This is a genomic window from Limnohabitans sp. Rim8 (assembly GCF_945901735.1).
Taxonomy (GTDB): Bacteria; Pseudomonadota; Gammaproteobacteria; order Burkholderiales; family Burkholderiaceae_C; genus Limnohabitans_A.
Genome location: NZ_CAMDLM010000014.1, coordinates 1 through 19,207 on the forward strand (window position 1 = coordinate 1; position 19,207 = coordinate 19,207).

The window sequence follows — 19,207 nt, forward strand, 5'->3', positions numbered from 1 at the left end:
AAGCACCGGCAGATCTTTCGCGACGGTGCAGCCAAGAACGCTATCAACGAAGTCAAGGCCGATGAAATTTTTGACTTGATGGAGCGCTTTGCCGGCTATGGCTTCAACAAGTCGCACGCCGCCGCCTACTCGCTACTGGCTTACCACACGGCCTGGCTCAAGGTGCATTACACGGCCGAGTTTTTCTGCGCCAACATGACGGTGGAAATGGACGACACCGACAAGCTCAAGGTGCTTTACGAAGATGCCCTGAAGTTCGGTATCCGCTTTGATCCTCCCGACGTGAACCGGGGCACCCACCGCTTTGAGCCGGTGACCGACAAGATCATCCGCTACGGTTTGGGCGCCATCAAAGGCACGGGTCAGCAAGCCATCGACGCCATCGTGGCCGCCCGCAAAGAAGGCGGCCCCTTCACCAGTTTGTTCGACTTTGCCGTGCGTGTGGACCGCACCCGCATCAACAAACGCACGGTGGATGCGCTCATCAAAGCCGGTGCTTTTGATTCGCTGCACATGAACCGCGCCGCGTTGTCGGCCAGCATTGACCGGGCGTTTGAGTTCTCCAACGCCACCACAGCCAACGCCAACCAGGGTGGCTTGTTCGACATGCTGGGCGACGATTCGCACGGCTCCAGCACACAAGAGCCTGATTTGGTGGACGTGTTGCCCTGGGGCATCAAAGAGCGCTTGCTGCTCGAAAAAACCGCCGTGGGCTTCTTTCTGTCGGGCCATTTGTTTGATGCGGTGGCGCTTGAAGTGCGCCAGTTCGCACGCCGCAAGATCGACGACCTGATCGACAGCCGCGAGTCCATGGTGCTGGCGGGCATCGTGAACGACTTGCGCATCATCAACGGCCAGCGCGGCAAGGTGGCGATCTTCAAGCTCGACGACAAATCGGGCGTGATGGAGGCCACGGCCGACGAGGCACTGATCAACTCGGCCAAGCATTTGCTCAAAGACGACGAGCTGATCATCGTCACGGCCAAGATGCAAGCCGACCGGTTTTCGGGCGGTTTCCGCCTCAAGATCGAGCAGATCATGGACTTGGGCGCGGCCCGTTGCCGCTATGGCAAATACCTGCGCGTGGCTGTCAACGGCCGTGCGCCCGACATTGCGCGACTGGTGCGCGAATTTCCCGCGCAACGCGAGCAGACTGAGCAGGGCGATCTGGTGCGCGGTCTTGCCGTGAGGCTGGCGCTGGAGCGGCGCGATCAAGACCTGGCTGCCCGCGCCGAGTTGGCGCTGGGCGAGGCCGCCAAATTTTTCCCCTCCGACGCGGCACTGGCCAGCTGGATGGCGCAGGCCGAGCAAGGGCAGGCGCGGATTGTGTACGACTGAGTCGGTTGAACGGGTGTGGGTTCAGCTGCTGGCCGAGTTCCATGCGCGGATGCGCCCTTCAGCGTTGACGCTGCTTAGACACGCCGAGCGATGCCCGCCTGCATGTTGGGGGTTTCAGCGTGGGGCCGACGGCCGGCCCTGAGGGTTGGTGGCTGCTGCGCCGCCCTGAGCCACCGCGTTGTTGCTTGTATTGACGCCGCTGCTGTTGTTGGCAGGACTGGCGTTGCTGTTGGCATTGCTCAGGTTGTTGGTGTTTTGATTCAAGGTGGTGTTGCCTGAAATGTTGCCGTAGTTCGCACTGCCCGCAATCACACCATTGTTGGCCATGGGTTGAACCACGGGGGCGCGGGCGGCCGGGTTGGTCGTGGTCACGCTGCCGCTTTGAACTTCTTTGCCCGAGGACTCATAAAGTCGCGCCATCAGTTCAGGGTTTCCGGCGATGTTGGCTTCAATGGCGCCTTCCAAAATAGAGGCGATTTCTTGCGTCAAAGCGCTGCCCAGCCAACTGGGGCTGTTGGCCTGAAGCGCGGACAGTTGGGCCTTGGAGCAGCTGGGGGCGTTCAATTGCAGCCACTTTTCTGCCAATGCAGCGCGCTGCTCTGGGATGTGGGTTTTCAAGGCCAAGGACTTGAAATGCGCCACAAAACACCCTGGGGCAGGCGTGCTCTGGGCCAAGGCTTGAACTGAACAAAGACCCAGCCCAGCAGTGGCGATCCAAATACCGGTAATTTTCAGCATGTCGTTGGTTCCGGAACGCAGTGGCGCGGGCCTGTCAGCAGGCCCGCGATGGAAGTCATGTGTTGTGTGTATCGTCAGTTGGAGGCCAAGCTTGACACCACCAGACCATCATAGTGGAGGGTGGCGGTTCAAGCCAGCCTGCGTGCAAGCCGTTGAGGCTTGCGACGATGGAGGCGTCATGTCGCTCAATCCAGCGGCCGGAACCCCAGCACAATGAAGGGCGGAACGCGACCGTCGGTGTCTTTGGGCAGGATTTCGGTTTTGTCGATGGCCCGAAGCACGGCATCGTCCCAGGCCTTGTTGCCGCTGGACTGCACGATGCGGCGGCTGGTGATGGTGCCGTCAGGTGCCACGCGCACCTCCACTTCGGCACGCGGGTTACCGACCACATCACCGGGGTAGGTGATGTTGGGTTTGATGCGGCCCACCAAGCGGCCGGCATAGCTGGCCGAGGGGCCCGACGATTGGAGCGCTGAGCCCGCTGCGTTGGGGCCGCCGGATGCGCCAGCCATGCCTTGAATGCGTTGCATTTGCTCTTTGCGCGACGCGTCGGCCATGGCATCGTCGGCTTTGTCTTTGGCCTCTTGGCGGGCTTGTTCTTGCTGGCGTTTTTTCTCGTCGTCTTTGACTTTTTCAGTGGCTTTTTTCTTGTCCAGTTCTTTCTTTTCCTGGGCGGCTTTTTCCTGAGCTGCTTTATCTTTGACGGCCTTGTCCTTGAGGGCTTTTTCTTTGTCAGCCTTGTCCTTCGCAGCTTTTTCTTCAGCCTCTCTATTCTTCTTTTCAAGGGCCTTGCGCTGGCGATCGGCAGCTTCTTTCTTTTTCTGGTCTTCCAGTTTTTTCTTTTCGAGCGCAATTTGAGCGTCGCGCAAGCTGTTGTCAGGCTTGGGCTCGGGTTCGGGGGTGGGCTTGGGGGGCTTGGTTTTCGGAATCGGCTCGGGTTTGGGCTCGGGCTTGGGTGGAGGTGGCGGGGGTTCTTGCAATTTGGGGGCCGCCGCTTTGGGCACGGCAGACCACAGCTCGGCTTCGGCTTGCATGGTCTGGGGCTGGATTTTCCAGGCGGTGGCCAGGCCCAGCGCCAGGAACAAGGCCAGGTGCGCGACACCGGCCACCAGCCAAGCGCGGCCCATGCCCGGCGCTGCCGGGGGGGCGAACTGCAGATGGGGGGCGGGCTTGGCGCTCAAGGGGGTGACTTTCAGGGGGCCAATTGCACCGACAGACCCACACGGGCAATGCCCGCACGCTGCAGGCTGTCCATGACCTTGACCACGGTTTCGTATTTCACGCTGCGGTCGGCGCTGATGACCACGGCGGTGTTGGTGCCGTCGCCGACCAGGCGTTTGACGCTGGCGGCGACGCCGCCCAAAGTGGTGCTGTCGGTCTTGCCGTTGCTCACCAGTTCCAGCCGTTCGTCTTTTCTGATCACCACCTGCACCACTTGGTCAGGTTGTTTGGCGGCTTTGCCCACACTGGGCAAGTCCACCACGCTGGGCGTGATCATCGGCGCGGTCACCATGAAGATGATCAGCAGCACCAGCATCACATCGATGAAGGGCACCATGTTGATCTCAGAGATGGTGCGGCGACCGCGGCTTCGGGAAGAGGGGGATGGCATGGCGCAATCCGATCAATGGCCAGAGGCCGAGCTGCTGCTGCCCGATGAGCCCAGGCTGCGCTGCAGGATGTTGGAGAACTCTTCGATGAAGGTTTCGAGCTTGATGGCGATGCGGTCGACGTCGTGAGAGAACCGGTTGTAAGCCAGCACGGCGGGAATGGCGGCAAACAAGCCGATGGCGGTGGCCACCAAGGCTTCAGCAATGCCGGGGGCCACAACGGCCAGAGTGACCTGCTGCAAACTAGCCAAGCCGGTGAAGGCGTGCATGATGCCCCACACCGTGCCAAACAAACCCACGTAAGGCGAGATGGAGCCGACCGAGGCCAGGAAGGCCAGTTGCGATTCGGCCATGTCCATCTCGCGCTGGAAGCTGGCCCGCATGGCGCGGCGCGCGCCGTCGAGCAAGGTGCCTGCATCGGTGATGCGGCGCTCGCGCAGTTTTTGGTATTCGCGCATGCCGCTGGCAAAAATGCGCTCCATAGGGCCAGACATTTTGGCGTTCTGGCTGGCCGAGTTGAACAACTCGTTCAGGCTGGTGCCGGACCAAAAGACGCGCTCAAACTCGTCGTTCAGGCTTTTGATGCGTGACAGGGCGGTCATCTTGCGCACGATGGCGGCCCAACTGGCCACCGAGATGCTGAGCAAAATCAGCACCACCAACTGGACCACAAAGCTGGCGTGCAGCAGCAGCGAGACGATGGACATGTCTTGGTTCATTTCAGGGCTTCCAGAACAGGGGCCGGGATGCGGCCGGGTTTCAATGTGATGCTGTCGACCCAGCCCAGGCGGATGGTGCCTTCGGCCAGGAGTCGGTCGATTGTTGGCGTTTGGCCGGACGTGCGCAAGTAGGCGCGCTGGGCAATGGTCAGGCTGGCTTTGCCGCCGTTTTGCAGCTCGGCGGTGACGATCAAGGTGTCGTCCAAGCGGGCGGGTGAATGGTATTTGACGGTGGTGTCGCTCACAACAAACATGCCGCCCGAGGTGTCGCGCAGCACCTGCTGGCCAAAGCCTAAGGCGCGCAGCCATTCGGTGCGGGCACGTTCGAAAAACTTCAGATAGTTGGCATAAAACACAATGCCACCCGCGTCGGTGTCTTCCCAATAGATGCGGACAGGGTGCTCAAAAGGCGTGAAATGGGTGGTCATGGCTGCAACCAGGCTTTCAGGCGGGCGATGGCGGTGTGCAATTCGGCCATCGAGTTGGCGGTGGAAAAGCGCACAAAGCGGGCGGTCTGGTCGGTGCCAAAGTCGCGCCCCGGCGTGATGGCCACATGGGCGTGTTCCAACGCGGCAAAAGCAAATTCCCAGCTGTCTTTGAGGCCCAGCTTTTGGCAGGCGGCGGCGCAGTCGGCCCAGGCGTAAAACGCGCCATCGGGGGCCACGGGCACCGTCAGGCCCAAGTTGTTCAGTGCCGGGATGAAGTCATCGCGGCGGGCTTTGAATTCGGCGCGGCGGCGCTCGTATTCGGCCAGACTCTCGGGTTCAAAGCAGGCCAGCGCCGCCTGTTGTGCCACAGTGCTGGCACAGATGAACAGGTTTTGCGCCAGGCGCTCTAGCACGGGCGTGAGCTGCTCAGGCACCACCAGCCAGCCCAGGCGCCAGCCGGTCATGTTGAAGTATTTGCTGAAGCTGTTGATGCTGATGATGTCGTCGCCCAGGGCCAAGGCGCTTTGACCAAAGGCGTCGTCGTGGCTCAAGCCCAGGTAAATCTCGTCGATCAGGGTGATGCCGCCGTGGCTGCGCACAACGTCGACAATGCGGGCCAGCTCGGCCGGGTCAATCGAGGTGCCCGTGGGGTTGGAGGGCGATGCCAGCAGGACGCCCCGGGTGTGGGGCCCCCAGGCCGCAGCCACTTTGGCGGCGCTGAGCTGAAAGCGTTCTTCAGCGGTGGTGGGCAGCAACACGGCTGTGCCTTCGGCTGCGCTCACAAAGTGCCGGTTGCAGGGGTAGCTGGGGTCGGGCATCAGGAGCTCATCGCCCCGGTCGATCAGCGCCAGACACGCCAGTTGCAGCGCCGCAGATGCGCCGGCCGTGACCACGATGCGGCTGGCGGGCACCTGCACGCCAAAGCGCTGCGCGTACCAGCCGCTGATGGCTTGGCGCAAGGCGTCCAGGCCCAACGCCGGTGTGTACTGAGTCTGGCCCGATTCGATCACCGCCAAAGCGGCCTGTTGCACCAGGGGTGGGGCGGTGAAGTCGGGTTCGCCAATGTTCAGGAACACCACGGGCCGGTCGGTGTGCGCGACGTCGCGGGCTTTTTGCGCGGCGGCTTTGGCCACTTCCATGACCCAAAAAGGTTCGATTCGCTCGGCTCGCTCAGAGATGCGCATGGTGTCTGGGGTATGGGGGGTTATTTGGCGCGGCCAGATTGGCGGTCGGCTTGTACTTCGGCGCTGCGCAATTCGGGAGCCAAGCCGCCCAGCACGGCGTTCACGTACTTGTGGCCGTCGGTGCCGCCAAAGTCCTTGGCCAGCTCGATGCATTCGTTGAGCACCACGCGCCAGGGCACAGCGAGGCAGTGCTGCATTTCATAAACGCCGATCCACATGATGGCGTGTTCGATGGGCGAGATTTCGGCAAATTTGCGATCGAGTTTCGGCGCAATCAGGGCGTCCAAGGCAGCGGCTTGCTCAATGCAGCCGTAGAGCAGGGCGTCGTAATGGGCCGAGTCGGCTTTGTGAAAACCCGACAGGTCGCGGGTGAAGACATCGATGTCTGAGGCTTCGTTGCGGCCCACGATGAACTGGTAAAGCGCTTGCAATGCAAATTCACGCGAGCGGCTGCGGGCAGGTTTGGCCGAGGATTTGCGCGTACCGGCTGCGGCAGGTGGCGTGTCTTCGTTGGCGGTTTCGGGCGTACTGGTCGAATCGGTCATCGGGCTGGGTCTTCTTCGTCGGTGTCGTCAGCCAACTCGGCCATGTCGGCGGCCAGGTCATCCATGATGCAGGCCATTTCAACCGCCACGCGGGCTGCGTCTCGGCCTTTTTCGGTTTGTCGGGCGATGGCTTGCTCGAGGTTTTCGGTGGTCAAGATCGCGTTGGCAATGGGCAGGTTGTAGTCGAGGGACACGCGGCTGACTCCGGCGCCGGACTCGTTTGCCACCAATTCAAAGTGGTAAGTCTCACCACGGATGATGCAACCCAACGCAATCAAGGCGTCGTATTCGGCCCGCTCGGCCATGGCTTGCAAAGCGACAGGCACTTCCAAGGCTCCGGGCACCATGACGTGGTCAATGCTGCTCACGCCCAGCGCTTCGAGCTCTGCAATGCACGCCTTGGCCAAGGCATTGGTGATGTCTTCATTGAAACGGGCTTGCACGATGCCGACGTGCAGAAACTGGCCGTCAAGTTCTTCGGCTTGGCCTTTGTTGGCGTCTTGCATGTTCATTCCTTGGGGATGTAAGCGGTGATTTCGAGGCCGTAGCCGGTCATGCTGGGCATGCGGCGCGGGTTGCCCATGAGTTTCATTTTGTGTACACCGCACTCGCGCAGGATTTGCGCGCCCACGCCGTAGGTGCGCAAGTCCATCTTGCCGCGCTCAGGGGCTTGGGCCGAGCGGGCACGGCCTTCAAACTGGGCCAGCAGTTGGTCTGGTGATTCGCCGCAGTTGAGCAGCACGGCCACACCGCAGCCTTGGGCGTTGATGTATTTCAAGCTGGCGTCCAGACTCCAGGAATGCATGGCCCGGTTGACTTCCAGGGCGTCGAGCACCGAGAGTGGCTCGTGCACGCGCACGGCCACTTCCGATTCGGGCAACCACTGGCCTTTGACCAAGGCGAGGTGCACGGTTTGGCTGGGTTGGTCGCGGAAGGCGTGGGCGGTGAATTCGCCGTGCGCGGTTTGCAGGGTGCGGCTGCCAATGCGCTCGACCAGCGACTCGTTGCGGCTGCGGTATTGAATCAGGTCGGCGATGGTGCCAATCTTCAAGCCATGTTCGGCTGCGAAAATTTGCAAATCGGGCAGGCGGGCCATGGTGCCGTCGTCCTTCATGATCTCGCAGATCACGGACGATGCGCTGCACCCGGCCATGGCGGCCAGGTCGCAACCGGCTTCGGTGTGGCCTGCCCGCATGAGCACGCCGCCGTCAACGGCTTGCAGCGGGAAGATGTGACCGGGTTGCACCAGGTCGGTGGGTTGGGTGCTGCGCGCCACGGCCACTTGGACGGTCTTGGCTCTGTCCGCCGCGGAGATGCCGGTGGTCACGCCCTCGGCAGCTTCGATGGACACGGTGAAGGCCGTGCTGTAGACGGTGCCGTTGCGCGCTGCCATGGGCGGGAGCTTCAGGAATTCGCAGCGCTCGCGGGTGAGCGTCAAGCAAATCAGGCCCCGGCCAAAACGGGCCATGAAGTTGATGGCCTCAGGCGTGACGTGGTCGGACGCCAAGACCAGATCGCCTTCGTTTTCACGGTCTTCTTCGTCGACGAGGATCACGATGCGACCGGCTTTCATCTCGGCCACGATCTCTTGGACGGGCGAGATCGCCACGGGGGTCAGTTGCTCGGGGGCGTTCATGGGGTGTCTTTCTGGGTCAGGCCTGCGCTGAGCATGCGCTCCACGTAGCGGGCCACGGTGTCGATTTCGAGGTTGACCGAGCTGCCGGCTTTGAGGCTGCCGAGGGCGGTGTTGTCGACGGTGTGTGGGATCAGGTTGATGCTGATGTCGCAGCCATGCGGCAAATCTGCCACCTTGTTGACCGTGAGGCTCACACCGTTGACGGTAATCGACCCTTTGTAGGCGAGGTATTTGGCCAGGGTGTGCGGTGCCAGGATGCGCAATTCCCAGCTTTCGCCGATTTGCTCGAAGTGGCTGATGTGACCCACGCCGTCCACATGGCCTGACACGATGTGCCCGCCCAATCGGTCATTGGCCCGCAGTGCTTTTTCCAGGTTGACGGCGCCTTGCTGGTCCAAGCCGCTGGTTTTGTCGAGCGATTCGGCCGAGATGTCGATGGTGAACTGACGGCTCTCGGGGCTGAAGGTGGTGACGGTCATGCAAGCGCCATTGAGGGCGATGCTGTCGCCCAGGCCAACATCGTCAAGGTACCCGGCGGGGGCCTCGATGGTGAGGCGCTTGCCGTGGTGTAAAGAGCGACCCAGGTCGTGGATGGCGACGATTCGCCCCACGCCGGTGATGATTCCGGTAAACATAGCTGGCTATTTTCGCAGGTAAAAAGAGTGAATCGGCTGGCGACGCAACAAAAATGCACGCCGTCCAGTGTGTCTGGCGCTGACTGGACTTCGTAAAAGCTCAGGGTTAACCAAGGCGACAGGCCCCAAAGTGTGTGCCTAGAATGATGCATTGCAGCAGATTTTTCAAATGCTGCCTGTCACCAGGAGTTTTCTTTGCCGGCCAAGTCTCCAGTTCAATCGTCCCAAGCCGCGAAGACCGCCCGGTCTGAGAAGACGGCCAGCAGACCCGAATCGCCAACCTCGTTGGCTCGGACCATTAAAAAATACCCAAACCGCCGCCTGTACGACACGCAGACGTCGAGTTACGTGACCTTGTCCGAGCTGAAAAAACTGGTCATGGCCTCGGTGCCTTTGTGGGTGGTTGACGCCAAAACCGGTGAAGACCTGACGCGTTCCATTTTGTTGCAGATCATTTTGGAGGAGGAGTCTGCGGGTGTGCCCATGTTCAGTGAAGCGGTTTTGTCCAACATCATCCGTTTCTATGGCCATGCCATGCAGGGCCACATGGGGTCCTATCTGGAAAACCATGTCCAGTCCTTCATGGACTGGCAAAGCCAACTGGGCCAATCCAGCCCGACCCTCAGCCCCGAGGTTTGGACCCAGTTCATGGCGTGGCAGACGCCGTTGATGCAAAACATGTTTTCGGGTCTCTCCGATCCCTCCCAAAATGTCATGGCGCAGATGCAAGAGCAGGTGCAAAAACAGATTCAGAAAAATACCGATCAGTTTTTGGGTGCGATGGGTTTGAAGACATGAGAGGGGCAATATGCCGTTTTGTCACAGGCCGGTCGTTTTTGCGGGGACAATGGAGGGATGAGTGAAATGACCGCAACTGCCCCCCTCCCGACCCCCAAAGTGGGTTTTGTCAGCCTGGGCTGCCCCAAGGCGCTGACCGATTCAGAACTGATCCTGACCCAATTGAGCGCCGAGGGTTACCAAACCTCCAAAACCTTTGAAGGCGCTGACCTGGTCATCGTCAACACCTGTGGGTTCATTGACGAAGCCATCAAGGAAAGCCTTGACACCATTGCTGAGGCACTGAGCGAAAACGGCAAGGTCATCGTGACCGGCTGCCTGGGCGCCAAAACCGGCGAGGGCGGCGGCAACATGGTGCTGGAAATGCACCCCAGCGTGCTCGCGGTGACCGGGCCGCACGCCACGCAAGAGGTGATGGACGCGGTGCACACGCATTTGCCCAAGCCTCATGACCCTTTTCTCGATTTGGTGCCGGGTGGCTTTGGCGAGGCGGGCCTCAAGCTCACACCTCGCCACTACGCTTACCTGAAAATCAGCGAAGGCTGCAACCACCGCTGCACGTTTTGCATCATCCCCTCTATGCGTGGCGACCTGGTGTCGCGCCCGATTGGCGATGTGCTGAAAGAAGCCAAAGCCTTGTTTGCCGGCGGAGTGAAAGAGCTGCTGGTCATCAGCCAGGACACTTCGGCCTATGGCGTGGATGTGAAATACCGCACGGGTTTTTGGGACGGCAAGCCGGTCAAAACCCGCATGCTCGAATTGGTGCAGACGTTGGGCGAGATGGCCCGCGAACATGATGCCTGGGTACGTTTGCACTATGTCTACCCTTACCCGAGCGTAGACGACATCATCCCCTTGATGGCGCAGGGCCTGGTGTTGCCCTATCTGGATGTGCCGTTTCAGCACAGCCACCCCGATGTGCTCAAACGCATGAAGCGCCCGGCCAGCGGCGAGAAGAACCTGGAGCGCATTCAGCGCTGGCGCGAGTTGTGCCCCGAGCTGGTGATTCGCAGCACCTTCATCGCCGGCTTCCCGGGGGAGACCGAAGAAGAATTCGAGCACCTGCTGGGTTTTTTGCGTGAAGCGCAAATCGATCGCGCCGGATGCTTTGCCTACAGCCCCGTGAAAGGGGCCACGGCCAATGATTTGCCCGGCATGTTGCCCCAAGCGCTGCGCGAAGAGCGCCGTGCCTGTTTCTTGGCGGTGGCCGAAGAGGTGTCGATTGCCCGCTTGCGCCAGCGTGTGGGTTTCACCATGCAGGTCTTGGTGGACAGTGCGCCGGCAATGGGCCGCCGTGGTGGCGTGGGCCGAAGTTTTGGCGATGCGCCTGAGATCGATGGCGTGGTGCGCTTGTTGCCGCCTGAAAAGCTGAGCAAGACCCTCAAAGTGGGTGAGTTCACCCGGGCCCGAATTGTTCGCGTGGAAGGCCACGATTTGGTGGGGGTTCCCGTTTGATGTGGCTTGGCGGCATGCAGTGCAACCTTTGGGCTGTTGGTGTGCACCGTGCTGTGTGTGGTTTTGCAGCGGGCAACAAAAAAGCCGTTGGAGAAAGATCAACGGCTTGCTCTGTTTATGACTTATCGCAGTGGATAAGATTGGTGCCCAGAAGAGGACTCGAACCTCCACGATGTTACTCGCTAGTACCTGAAACTAGTGCGTCTACCAATTCCGCCATCTGGGCGCCTCAGGAATCAAAGGATTGTATATCAAAAAAGTAGCTCAACCCAGTGCGATGCTGGAAGAAATAGTCGGCAGTGTTCAAGGCCACCGTGATGGTCATGGATTTTTGATCCGTGATGATGGTGAGTCGGATATTTACTTGTCATCCAATGAAATGCGTGCGGTCTTGCACCGCGACCGCGTCAAGGTGTGCATCGTTCGTCAAGACCGCAAAGGCCGCCCGGAAGGGCGCGTGGTCGAGATTGTCGAACGCCCGGAGCAACCCATCATTGGCCGTTTGCTGCAAGAAGGCGGCTTGTGGTTGGTGGCGCCCGAGGACAAGCGCTACGGGCAGGACGTGATGATTCCCAAAGGTGCCACAGGCACGGCCAAGCCGGGCCAGGTGGTGGTGGTCGAGTTGACCGAGCCGCCTGCTTTGTTTGGGCAGCCCGTGGGCCGCGTGAAAGAGGTGTTGGGCGAAATCGACGATCCGGGGATGGAGATTGAAATTGCCGTGCGCAAATACAGCGTACCTCACGAATTTTCTGCCCTGTGCGTTGACCAAGCTAAGGGCTTGCCAGACAAGGTGCTGGCCAAGGACCGTAAGGACCGGGTGGATTTGCGCGATGTGCCTTTGGTCACGATCGACGGTGAAGACGCGCGCGACTTTGACGATGCGGTGTATTGCGAACCTGCCAAAGTCGGCCGCGGCAAGGGCTGGCGTTTGCTGGTGGCGATTGCCGATGTGAGTCACTATGTTCAAACCGGCAGCGCCATCGACATCGATGCGTATGACCGGGCCACCAGCGTGTATTTTCCGCGCCGTGTGATTCCGATGCTGCCTGAGAAATTGTCGAACGGTTTGTGTTCATTGAACCCGGACGTGGACCGCTTGTGCATGGTGTGTGACATGCTGGTCAGCGCCAAGGGCGATGTGCACGCCTACCAGTTTTACCCGGCCGTGATGCACAGCCATGCGCGTTTCACCTACACCGAAGTGGCCGCCATTTTGGGCAACACGCGCGGGCCAGAAGCGGCCAAGCGCAAGGAGCGCGTCACCGACCTGATGAATCTTCAAGACGTTTACAAAGCGCTGCTGGCTTCGCGTGCGGTGCGCGGTGCCGTGGACTTTGAGACCACCGAGACACAAATCGTGTGCGACGAGAGCGGCCGCATTGAGAAAATTGTGCCGCGTGTGCGCAACGAAGCGCACCGATTGATCGAAGAGGCCATGCTGGCGGCCAACGTGTGCAGCGCCGACTTCATTCAACAGGGCAAACACCCCGGTTTGTTCCGGGTGCACGAAGGCCCCACAGCCGAGAAAAAAGACATCCTTCGCAATTATCTCAAGGCCTTGGGCTTGGGGATGAGCATCAGCGACGACCCGCACACCAGCGAGTTCCAGAAGATCGCGCAAGTGACCAAGGACCGCCCGGATGCGCAGCAGATCCACACCATGCTGCTGCGCTCCATGCAGCAGGCCATTTATACGCCCGTGAACAGTGGGCACTTTGGCCTGGCCTACGAGGCTTACACCCACTTCACCAGCCCGATTCGGCGTTACCCCGATTTGCTGGTGCACCGGGTCATCAAAGCGATTTTGCTGGACCGAAAATACACGCTGCCCAGCCTGCCCGTGCCTGGCGAGGCGCATGCCAAGCTGAGCAAACGGCTGGAGAAAAGCCGCTCGGCCAAGGGCGATGCGCCCGAATCGTCTGCGCCAAGGGTGCGCATGTCGGCCGCCGACCAACGCGCTTGGGAGGCTGCTGGCCTGCACTGCAGCGCCAACGAACGCCGCGCCGATGAAGCCAGCCGCGACGTCGAAGCCTGGCTCAAATGCAAATACATGCGCGAGCACCTGGGTGAGGAATACAGCGGCGTGGTGTCGGCAGCCACCAGCTTCGGCATCTTCGTGACTTTGGACACTTTGTATGTGGAAGGCCTGGTGCACATCACCGAGCTGGGTGGCGAGTACTACCGCTTTGACGAGTTGCGCCAAGAGTTGCGCGGTGAACGCACCGGCATTCGATATGCCATTGGCAGCCGGGTGCAGGTGCAGGTCAGTCGCGTGGATCTGGATGGCCGGAAAATTGATTTCCGCTTGGTGCACCCGGGTGACGATCTGGTACCGCGCGCCATGCGTGACAAAGGCTTGTCTGCACCTGCAGAAGGTGGGCGTGACAAAAAGCGTGGCGCGCAAGATCGGCGTCTGGCCGATGCGGAGCGCAACCGGTCTCCGATCCAAGCCCTGAAAGCCTCGGTGAAGAAGGCCGCGGCCAAGAAAAAAGGGGCCCGTAACACCAAGCCGCGCCGCTGAGGCGCGGCTTCAATTCAGCGCAAGTGCTGCGCCAAGGCGCTGGCGGTCAGTGGCAAGTCATCCGGCCAGTCGTTGGCCAGCTGACCGTGCTGCGCCACCGCGCAACAGGCAGCCTCGAATGACCCCAAGCCTTGTGCCATGCGGGCGCCGACCAGGCCGGCCAGCACATCGCCTGTGCCGCCAGTGGCCAGCCTGCCATTGCCCGAGGTGTTGATGCGGCTGGTGTGTCCGGGTGCAGCGATCACCGTGCCTGAACCCTTGAGCACAATGGTGCAGTGAAACATGGCGGCCAAATTTTGCGCGGCTTGAAGTCGGTTGCTTTGCACCTGAGCGGTGCTGGTGTTCAAAAGCCTTGCCGCCTCCAGCGGGTGAGGGGTGATGACGGTGGGTTTCAGGTCTGCCCTTTGCCGGAGTAAGTTTTGAAGTGCGGGATCGTCTGCAACGGCGTTCAAGCCATCGGCGTCCAGCACCAACTGTGTACTGCGCTGGAGCACCTCGGGCATGTGCGCACGGATGGCTTCACCGCCGCCGCAACCGCAGACCACATGCAGTTGCTCCAGCGCCAGCCGCTGCCAGTCCCGTTGCATCAGGTCGGGCGGCGCATGCGCTGCGGCTTGACCTGAAAGCAAGCTCAAAATCACCCGACCCGCACCGGCATGCAGTGCGGCGGTGGCGGCCAAAACGGCGGCCCCGGTCATGCCCATCCCCCTGAAAGTCATGGGCTCTCCGCCGATCACCGCCACATCGCCATAGCTGCCTTTGTGACTGGCGTGACTTTTGTTGGGGGGTGCGTAAGCCGCATTCAGCAAGGCTTGGGGCGGCACTTCGCTGCCGTTTGCCCGGTGGCCCAGGTCGTCCAGCCAGATTTGCCCACAGGCGTCGCGTCCATGCCCCATGAACAGACCGGGTTTGGCGGCGATGAAGGTCAGCGTGTGGTCGGCGTGCACCGCCGCCGATTGTGCATCCGGACTGCCCAGCCATTGCCCGTTTTCCAGGTTCAAGCCAGTGGGGCCGTCGAGCGCCAGCACCTGGCCAGGGAACTTCTGGATGGCCTGCACGCAGGCTTGCATTTCGGGGCCGAGTGCCCGGTTGGCCCCCAGGCCCAGCAGTGCGTCGATGCACAAATCCTGGTCATCCATGTTCTTGAGCCAAGCCTCAGGTGCGGCAGATTGGAGGGCGACGCCTGCAGCGCTGGCCCGTTGCCAGGCCATGAGGGCATCGGGCGGCGCATGTGCCGTTGAGCCCATCCAGCTGACGATAACCTGCTTGCCCCATTGGTGCAAGTGCCAGGCGGCTTGCAGGCCGTCACCCCCGTTGTTGCCGGGGCCTGCAGCGACCCAGATGCGCTGGGCATGGGGCGCGATGGCCAAGGCCAGTTGCGCAGAAGCCAGGCCCGCCAGCTGCATCAAGGGGCGAGGGCTGGCGGACTGCAAGCGGTTTTCAAGCTGCCGCAGCGCATCTTGCCCATACACAGGCCACAAGGATGAGCTGCTCAGCTTTTGCATGGTTTCAGTGCTTTTGCAACAAAGGCTCAAGCAGCAAGGACAGTTGCAAGAGGGTGTCGTCGTGCATGGCGGCATGCCAAGCCATCAGGCCCACCGGCAAAGTGCCAGGTGCATGGCAGGGCAGGGAAATGCCGCAACCATCCAAGGTGTTGACCACGCTGGTGTTGCGCAGCAGCAAGCCGTTGAGCCGAAAAAATTCGGTATCGCGTTCGGCCCCGGGGGCCACGTCGTTGATTTTGGGGGCAGTAATCGGCGTGGTGGGGGACAAGACGGCGTCATAGCCGACAAGAGCCGATTCCACCCGGCGAATCCAGTGCTGACGCGCACTGACCAGATCCATGTATTCATGGGCCGTCATGCCGCAGCCGCGCAATATGCGCTGGACCACCCGCGGGTCGTAGCGCTGGCCATCGCTGGCCACCCTGTGGCGATGCCAGGCAAAACTTTCTGCGGGACTGAAGCCGCCGGTGCTCATCATCGGGGCAATCTCGTGGAGTTCGGACAGGTCCAGGGTGTCAATCCGGGCCCCGGCTTGGCGCAGTATTTTCAGGCTGTGCGCAAAGGCCTGGGTGACCGCTGCGTCCATGCCATCTTGCATGACACTGGATACCACAGCCAACCGGTAGCCTGACAAGGCACGTTGGCCTTTCGGCACTTTTCTGCCTGACAAAATTTCGTGGGCCAGGATGGTGTCACGCACCGTGCGTGTCATGGCGCACACGGTATCGAGCGTGGTCGACAAAGGCACAGCGCCTTGCGTGGGTACAAGGCGGGCCGTGTTTTTGAAACCGACAATGCCGTTCAATGCGGCAGGCACCCTGATGGAGCCGCCTGTGTCGGAGCCCAAACCAATGAACGCGGCACCTGTGGCCACGGACACGGCGGCACCCGAGCTGGAGCCACCCGGGGCGTAGGCCTGACTCGGCGCGCCCACAGCTTGGTCGCTCAGGGCATCCCAGGCGGCCGGGGTGCCGTAGTGTGGGTTCACGCCAACCCCTGAAAAGGCAAACTCGACCATGTTGGTGCGGCCAATCAGGCCTGCGCCCGCTGCGCGCAAACGGGCCACCGCTGGGCAATCGCTTGTGGCGGCGGGCTGACTTTCCAGCACGACTGAGCCGGCTTTGGTGACCTGGCCTTGAATGTCAAACAGATCCTTGATCGACACCGCCAGTCCGGCCAACGGGCTTTGAGCAATTTGGGCCATGGAGGCCGTGTTTTTCAGTTGATCGGGGGTCAATTGCATGAAAACATGCACACAAGCTGAGCTTTGTGCCACGTCCAGACAGGCTTCGGCCACGGCTTGGGGGTTGGTCGTGCCACTTTGGATGGCTTGCCGGGTGGCGATCAGGTCAGCTTTCATGGGGGTAGAAGCGCTTTGGAATAATGGGGATGCTATAATCCTAAGGCTTTGCAGAGTGCGTCAGCTGTCTTTTGGGTGTCATGACCCACATGAAGCCAAATGACTGATTTAACGCACGATCAAAGTTCATCCGCGAATCCGTCACAACAAGGTGTTGCGCGCAGTGTTTTTGGCTGCACGCGATGAGTGGACTGGATTTTAGACCCAACCTTTGGAGTATTTTTTATGTCCGTTACCATGCGCGAAATGCTGGAAGCCGGTGTCCACTTTGGTCACCAAACCCGCTTCTGGAACCCCAAGATGGCCCCTTTCATCTTCGGTCACCGCAACAAAATTCACATCATCAACCTGGAAAAATCGCTGCCGATGTTCCAGGATGCGATCAAGTTTGCCAAGCAACTCTCCGCCAACCGTGGCACCATTTTGATGGTGGGTACCAAACGCCAAGCCCGTGATCTGGTGTCGCTGGAAGCCCAGCGCGCAGGCGTGCCTTTCGTTGACCAGCGCTGGTTGGGTGGCATGTTGACCAACTTCAAAACCGTCAAGACCTCGATCAAGCGCCTGAAAGACATGAAGGCTCAGCAAGAAGTCGGCCTCGAAGCCTTAAGCAAAAAAGAGCAGTTGATGTTTAAACGCGAGATGGAAAAGCTCGAAAAAGACATAGGCGGCATCCAGGACATGGCGGCGTTGCCGGATGCTATTTTCGTGATCGACGTTGGCTACCACAAAATTGCCATCTCGGAAGCCAAGAAACTGGGCATCCCATTGATCGGTGTAGTGGACTCCAACCACTCGCCTGAAGGCATCGACTACATCATTCCCGGTAACGACGACTCGGCCAAGGCTGTGGCTTTGTACGCCCGCGGCATCGCTGATGCCATCATCGAAGGCCGCGCCAATGCGGTCAACGACGTGGTCAAGGCCGTCACCGAAGGCAATGACGAATTCGTCGAAGAAGCCAACGCTTCGGCCTGAGTTCCTGCAACTCGATGAAAGGGGCTTCATGGCCCCTTTTTTTTAACTTGACTTGAAGACTTAATACGGAGAAATCAAATGGCTGTAATTACCGCAAGCATGGTCGCCGAACTGCGCGCAAAAACCGACGCCCCCATGATGGAGTGCAAAAAAGCATTGACTGAAGCTGAAGGCGACATGGTCAAAGCTGAAGAGTTGTTGCGCGTCAAGCTGGGCACCAAGGCTGGCAAAGCCGCTTCGCGTGTCACTGCCGAAGGCGTGGTAACCAGTTTCGTGAGCGGCACCACGGGTGCCATGATCGAAGTCAACTGTGAAACCGACTTTGTGACCAAGAACGACAGCTTCTTGGCTTTGGCCAACGCCGCCGCCCAATTGGTGGCCGAGCACAACCCCGCCGACATCGCTGCTCTGGGGGAATTGCCTTACAGCCAGGACAGTTTCGGCCCCACCTTGGAAGAAGTGCGCAAAGGCCTGATCGGCAAGATCGGCGAGAACATGAGCTTTCGTCGCTTCAAGCGCGCCGCCGGTGGTGCCAAGATCGCGCACTACCTGCACGGCACCCGCATTGGCGTGTTGGTGGAGTACGAAGGTGACGAAACCGCTGCCAAAGACGTGGCCATGCATGTGGCCGCCATGAAGCCTGTGTCTTTGACCAGCGCCGAAGTGCCTGCCGACTTGATTGAAAAAGAGCGTTCGGTGGCTGCTGCCAAGGCGGCTGAATCCGGCAAGCCCGCGGACATCGTGACCAAAATGGTCGAAGGCTCTGTGCAGAAATATTTGAAAGAAGTTTCTTTGTTCAACCAGTCTTTCGTGAAGAACGACAAGCAGACGGTTGAGCAAATGCTCAAGGCCTCAGGCACCACAGTCAAGGCATTCACTTTGTTCGTGGTGGGTGAGGGCATTGAGAAGAAAGTCGACGACTTCGCAGCCGAAGTGGCGGCCCAAGTGGCTGCTGCTCAAGGCGCAGCCTGAGTTCACGCTTCTTCTGATTTGCCAAACCACCTTCCACATTGAACCCCAAGGAGCCCCTCATGTCTTCAGCCAAGCCAGCCTTTAAGCGCATTTTGCTCAAGCTGTCCGGCGAGGCCTTGATGGGGGACGATGCCTTTGGCATCAACCGCGCCACCATCGTGCGCATGGCCGAGGAGATCGCTGAGATCAACCGCCTGGGCGTGCAGGTGGCGGTGGTCATTGGCGGGGGCAACATCTTCCGCGGTGTCGCTGGTGGGGCTGTGGGCATGGACCGCGCCACCGCCGATTACATGGGCATGCTGGCCACCGTGATGAACTCCCTGGCGTTGGCCGATGCGCTGGACAAAGCGGGCCTCACGGCACGTGTCATGTCGGCGATCGGCATCGACCAAGTGGTCGAGCCCTATGTTCGTCCCAAGGCCTTGCAATACCTGGAAGAGGGCAAGGTGGTGGTGTTTGCAGCAGGCACCGGAAACCCCTTCTTCACCACCGACACGGCCGCTGCTTTGCGCGGTGCCGAAATCGGTGCCGAGATGGTGCTCAAGGCCACCAAAGTTGACGGTGTGTACACTGCTGATCCGAAAAAAGATCCTTCTGCCACGCGGTACAGTGAAATCAGCTTCGACGAGGCCATTTCACGCAATTTGGGCATCATGGATGCCACGGCTTTTGCCTTGTGTCGCGACCAGAAATTGCCAATCAAGGTGTTTTCGATCATTAAGAATGGTGCCCTGATGCGTGTGGTGCTGGGTGAAGACGAAGGCACGCTGGTTTATGCTTGATACCGT

The 19,207-nt window shown here is 60.3% G+C and carries 19 protein-coding genes and 1 tRNA gene; 7 read left to right on the forward strand and 13 right to left on the reverse strand.

The annotated features are described in order from the left end of the window. Nucleotides 1-1,338, forward strand: a 1,338-nt coding sequence (locus Q0O99_RS08640; protein ID WP_367185240.1) for an OB-fold nucleic acid binding domain-containing protein, incomplete at its 5' end; no start/stop codon positions are given. Between the two features lie 114 nt (nucleotides 1,339-1,452). Here the strand turns inward: Q0O99_RS08640 and Q0O99_RS08645 are convergent. The 10 genes from Q0O99_RS08645 to Q0O99_RS08690 all read right to left on the reverse strand — a co-directional run bounded on the left by Q0O99_RS08645 (nucleotide 1,453) and on the right by Q0O99_RS08690 (nucleotide 8,833). Beyond that, nucleotides 1,453-2,076, reverse strand: coding sequence for a hypothetical protein (locus tag Q0O99_RS08645; protein ID WP_293750482.1), 624 nt, complete (start codon nucleotides 2,074-2,076; stop codon nucleotides 1,453-1,455). Nucleotides 2,077-2,261: 185 nt separating this feature from the next. Continuing rightward, a complete protein-coding gene (tolA, locus tag Q0O99_RS08650; RefSeq protein ID WP_293750484.1) occupies nucleotides 2,262-3,257 on the reverse strand; it encodes a cell envelope integrity protein TolA in 996 nt (331 codons plus the stop codon). A gap of 11 nt (nucleotides 3,258-3,268) precedes the next feature. Further along, on the reverse strand, nucleotides 3,269-3,688 hold the full coding sequence (locus tag Q0O99_RS08655; RefSeq protein ID WP_293750486.1) for an ExbD/TolR family protein: 420 nt from the start codon (nucleotides 3,686-3,688) through the stop codon (nucleotides 3,269-3,271). Between the two features lie 12 nt (nucleotides 3,689-3,700). Next, nucleotides 3,701-4,405, reverse strand: a complete 705-nt coding sequence (gene tolQ / locus Q0O99_RS08660) for a protein TolQ (protein ID WP_293750488.1) — start codon at nucleotides 4,403-4,405, stop codon at nucleotides 3,701-3,703. Next, nucleotides 4,402-4,833, reverse strand: a complete 432-nt coding sequence (locus Q0O99_RS08665) for a YbgC/FadM family acyl-CoA thioesterase (RefSeq protein WP_293750490.1) — start codon at nucleotides 4,831-4,833, stop codon at nucleotides 4,402-4,404. Before Q0O99_RS08665 ends, tolQ begins: the two co-directional genes overlap by 4 nt. Beyond that, complete coding sequence (locus tag Q0O99_RS08670) at nucleotides 4,830-6,017, reverse strand: pyridoxal phosphate-dependent aminotransferase (RefSeq protein WP_293750492.1); 1,188 nt, start codon at nucleotides 6,015-6,017, stop codon at nucleotides 4,830-4,832. Before Q0O99_RS08670 ends, Q0O99_RS08665 begins: the two co-directional genes overlap by 4 nt. A 20-nt stretch (nucleotides 6,018-6,037) precedes the next feature. Continuing rightward, nucleotides 6,038-6,562, reverse strand: coding sequence for a transcription antitermination factor NusB (nusB, locus tag Q0O99_RS08675; RefSeq protein ID WP_293750494.1), 525 nt, complete (start codon nucleotides 6,560-6,562; stop codon nucleotides 6,038-6,040). Beyond that, nucleotides 6,559-7,068 carry a 6,7-dimethyl-8-ribityllumazine synthase gene (gene ribH / locus Q0O99_RS08680; protein WP_293750495.1) on the reverse strand — a complete coding sequence of 170 codons (510 nt, stop codon included), beginning with the start codon at nucleotides 7,066-7,068 and terminating at the stop codon, nucleotides 6,559-6,561. Before ribH ends, nusB begins: the two co-directional genes overlap by 4 nt. Before the next feature lie 2 nt (nucleotides 7,069-7,070). Further along, nucleotides 7,071-8,198, reverse strand: coding sequence for a bifunctional 3,4-dihydroxy-2-butanone-4-phosphate synthase/GTP cyclohydrolase II (gene ribBA, locus Q0O99_RS08685; protein ID WP_293750496.1), 1,128 nt, complete (start codon nucleotides 8,196-8,198; stop codon nucleotides 7,071-7,073). Beyond that, on the reverse strand, nucleotides 8,195-8,833 hold the full coding sequence (locus Q0O99_RS08690) for a riboflavin synthase (RefSeq protein WP_293750498.1): 639 nt from the start codon (nucleotides 8,831-8,833) through the stop codon (nucleotides 8,195-8,197). Before Q0O99_RS08690 ends, ribBA begins: the two co-directional genes overlap by 4 nt. Nucleotides 8,834-9,118: 285 nt before the next feature. Between Q0O99_RS08690 and phaR the strand changes: the two genes are divergently transcribed. Together phaR and rimO are read left to right on the forward strand one after the other, a co-directional pair. Continuing rightward, nucleotides 9,119-9,631, forward strand: coding sequence for a polyhydroxyalkanoate synthesis repressor PhaR (phaR, locus tag Q0O99_RS08695; protein ID WP_293750614.1), 513 nt, complete (start codon nucleotides 9,119-9,121; stop codon nucleotides 9,629-9,631). Between the two features lie 57 nt (nucleotides 9,632-9,688). Continuing rightward, nucleotides 9,689-11,086, forward strand: coding sequence for a 30S ribosomal protein S12 methylthiotransferase RimO (rimO, locus tag Q0O99_RS08700; RefSeq protein ID WP_293750500.1), 1,398 nt, complete (start codon nucleotides 9,689-9,691; stop codon nucleotides 11,084-11,086). A gap of 141 nt (nucleotides 11,087-11,227) precedes the next feature. Here the strand turns inward: rimO and Q0O99_RS08705 are convergent. Then, nucleotides 11,228-11,312, reverse strand: a tRNA-Leu gene (locus Q0O99_RS08705). 18 nt (nucleotides 11,313-11,330) lie between these two features. Here Q0O99_RS08705 and rnr point away from each other — a divergent pair. Then, nucleotides 11,331-13,607: a ribonuclease R gene (gene rnr, locus Q0O99_RS08710; RefSeq protein ID WP_293750502.1), complete on the forward strand. Its 2,277-nt coding sequence runs from the start codon at nucleotides 11,331-11,333 to the stop codon at nucleotides 13,605-13,607. A gap of 14 nt (nucleotides 13,608-13,621) precedes the next feature. Here the strand turns inward: rnr and Q0O99_RS08715 are convergent, their stop codons facing one another. After that, nucleotides 13,622-15,112, reverse strand: a complete 1,491-nt coding sequence (locus tag Q0O99_RS08715) for an NAD(P)H-hydrate dehydratase (protein WP_293750504.1) — start codon at nucleotides 15,110-15,112, stop codon at nucleotides 13,622-13,624. A gap of 4 nt (nucleotides 15,113-15,116) precedes the next feature. Next, on the reverse strand, nucleotides 15,117-16,472 hold the full coding sequence (locus tag Q0O99_RS08720; RefSeq protein WP_293750506.1) for an amidase: 1,356 nt from the start codon (nucleotides 16,470-16,472) through the stop codon (nucleotides 15,117-15,119). A 225-nt stretch (nucleotides 16,473-16,697) separates the two neighbouring features. Between Q0O99_RS08720 and rpsB the strand changes: the two genes are divergently transcribed. The 3 genes from rpsB (at nucleotide 16,698) to pyrH (ending at nucleotide 19,201) form a co-directional block, all read left to right on the forward strand. After that, nucleotides 16,698-17,447, forward strand: a complete 750-nt coding sequence (rpsB, locus tag Q0O99_RS08725; protein ID WP_293750508.1) for a 30S ribosomal protein S2 — start codon at nucleotides 16,698-16,700, stop codon at nucleotides 17,445-17,447. Between the two features lie 78 nt (nucleotides 17,448-17,525). Next, nucleotides 17,526-18,419 (forward strand): translation elongation factor Ts, encoded by an 894-nt coding sequence (gene tsf, locus Q0O99_RS08730; RefSeq protein ID WP_293750510.1) that lies wholly within the window; start codon nucleotides 17,526-17,528, stop codon nucleotides 18,417-18,419. A 59-nt stretch (nucleotides 18,420-18,478) separates the two neighbouring features. Further along, a complete protein-coding gene (pyrH, locus tag Q0O99_RS08735; protein WP_108353810.1) occupies nucleotides 18,479-19,201 on the forward strand; it encodes a UMP kinase in 723 nt (240 codons plus the stop codon). The last annotated feature ends 6 nt before the right edge of the window (nucleotides 19,202-19,207 follow it).

Coding starts and splice junctions, on each gene's coding strand:
- Q0O99_RS08665 (WP_293750490.1), bottom strand. CDS start 4,833: ATGACCACCCATTTCACGCCTTTTGAGCACCCTGTCCGCATCTATTGG.
- pyrH (WP_108353810.1), top strand. CDS start 18,479: ATGTCTTCAGCCAAGCCAGCCTTTAAGCGCATTTTGCTCAAGCTGTCC.
- tsf (WP_293750510.1), top strand. CDS start 17,526: ATGGCTGTAATTACCGCAAGCATGGTCGCCGAACTGCGCGCAAAAACC.
- Q0O99_RS08655 (WP_293750486.1), bottom strand. CDS start 3,688: ATGCCATCCCCCTCTTCCCGAAGCCGCGGTCGCCGCACCATCTCTGAG.
- Q0O99_RS08720 (WP_293750506.1), bottom strand. CDS start 16,472: ATGAAAGCTGACCTGATCGCCACCCGGCAAGCCATCCAAAGTGGCACG.
- rimO (WP_293750500.1), top strand. CDS start 9,689: ATGAGTGAAATGACCGCAACTGCCCCCCTCCCGACCCCCAAAGTGGGT.
- Q0O99_RS08690 (WP_293750498.1), bottom strand. CDS start 8,833: ATGTTTACCGGAATCATCACCGGCGTGGGGCGAATCGTCGCCATCCAC.
- ribBA (WP_293750496.1), bottom strand. CDS start 8,198: ATGAACGCCCCCGAGCAACTGACCCCCGTGGCGATCTCGCCCGTCCAA.
- tolQ (WP_293750488.1), bottom strand. CDS start 4,405: ATGAACCAAGACATGTCCATCGTCTCGCTGCTGCTGCACGCCAGCTTT.
- ribH (WP_293750495.1), bottom strand. CDS start 7,068: ATGCAAGACGCCAACAAAGGCCAAGCCGAAGAACTTGACGGCCAGTTT.
- Q0O99_RS08670 (WP_293750492.1), bottom strand. CDS start 6,017: ATGCGCATCTCTGAGCGAGCCGAGCGAATCGAACCTTTTTGGGTCATG.
- Q0O99_RS08645 (WP_293750482.1), bottom strand. CDS start 2,076: ATGCTGAAAATTACCGGTATTTGGATCGCCACTGCTGGGCTGGGTCTT.
- nusB (WP_293750494.1), bottom strand. CDS start 6,562: ATGACCGATTCGACCAGTACGCCCGAAACCGCCAACGAAGACACGCCA.
- Q0O99_RS08715 (WP_293750504.1), bottom strand. CDS start 15,112: ATGCAAAAGCTGAGCAGCTCATCCTTGTGGCCTGTGTATGGGCAAGAT.
- rpsB (WP_293750508.1), top strand. CDS start 16,698: ATGTCCGTTACCATGCGCGAAATGCTGGAAGCCGGTGTCCACTTTGGT.